The organism is Clostridium coskatii, assembly GCF_001675205.1.
Taxonomy (GTDB): Bacteria; Bacillota; Clostridia; order Clostridiales; family Clostridiaceae; genus Clostridium_B; species Clostridium_B ljungdahlii.
The window spans coordinates 1-967 of the sequence record NZ_LROR01000112.1; the positions used below are offsets into that span (position 1 = coordinate 1).

A 967-nucleotide genomic window follows, 5' to 3' on the forward strand; every position below is an offset into this window, starting at 1 on the left:
ATAAATCAGTTTCAGTTTCAACTTTAAATGTTGTAGTCATAACTCCTGCTCTAGTTCCACCAATTCCTTTTCCATAAGCTAAAGCAATTTCTTTTCCTTTTCCACTGTAATCTTGATATACTGCATAGAGACATGGAACTCCATTGCCTAATGTATATTCTCTTCTAACTATATGTCCTGGTCCTTTTGGAGCAATCATCAAAACATCTACAAACTTAGGTGGTACTATCTGATTAAAATGAATGTTGAATCCATGTGCAAAGAACAATGCATTTCCTTCTGATAAATTATCCTTTATGCTCTCTTCATAAATTTGTTTTTGTTTTTCATCTGGTAGAAGTACTGTTATAATATCTGCTTGTTTAACGGCTTCAGCTATTTCATATACCTTAAACCCATAATCTTCAGCCTTTTTCCATGACTTACTACCTTTATATAAACCGACTATTACATCGAGTCCACTTTCTTTTAAATTCAAAGCATGTGCATGTCCCTGACTTCCAAAGCCAAGTATAGCTATTTTCTTTCCTTTCAAGAGATTCAAATCTGCATCCTCATCATAATAAACTTTTAATTTTTCCATAATATTTTCCTCCTGAATAATTTATTTATACTATTTTTGTATATATTGAACTTTTTAATACTTTAAACATTTGAATAATATACTACTTGATGTTTAAAAAATGACTTGTAACTCCCATAATTAAGAATTTTATGATTATTACAAATGTATGTATTTCTATAATTATTTTGCCCCTAAAAAGATAGATATTGATATTACAGGGATTAGGAGGGAAAAGTGTTTCCCCAACTTCTCCTGTAAACTTAAGTCATCCGCTGAATGATAAGCCCCCTTATTCATAAGCGTTATTCATAAGTAATTTTTTATTGATACACTGTTAAAATATTACCCCAATTTAATAAATATTTTAATACTGCCAATTGAACATTCTACTTTTTAATTACT

1 protein-coding gene is annotated in these 967 nt (G+C 29.7%); it reads right to left on the reverse strand.

Features of this window, described 5'->3' with window-relative positions:
- On the reverse strand, positions 1-583 hold a 583-nt coding region (gene ilvC, locus CLCOS_RS21215; protein WP_063602654.1), incomplete at its 3' end, for a ketol-acid reductoisomerase.
- Between the last annotated feature and the right edge of the window lie 384 nt (positions 584-967).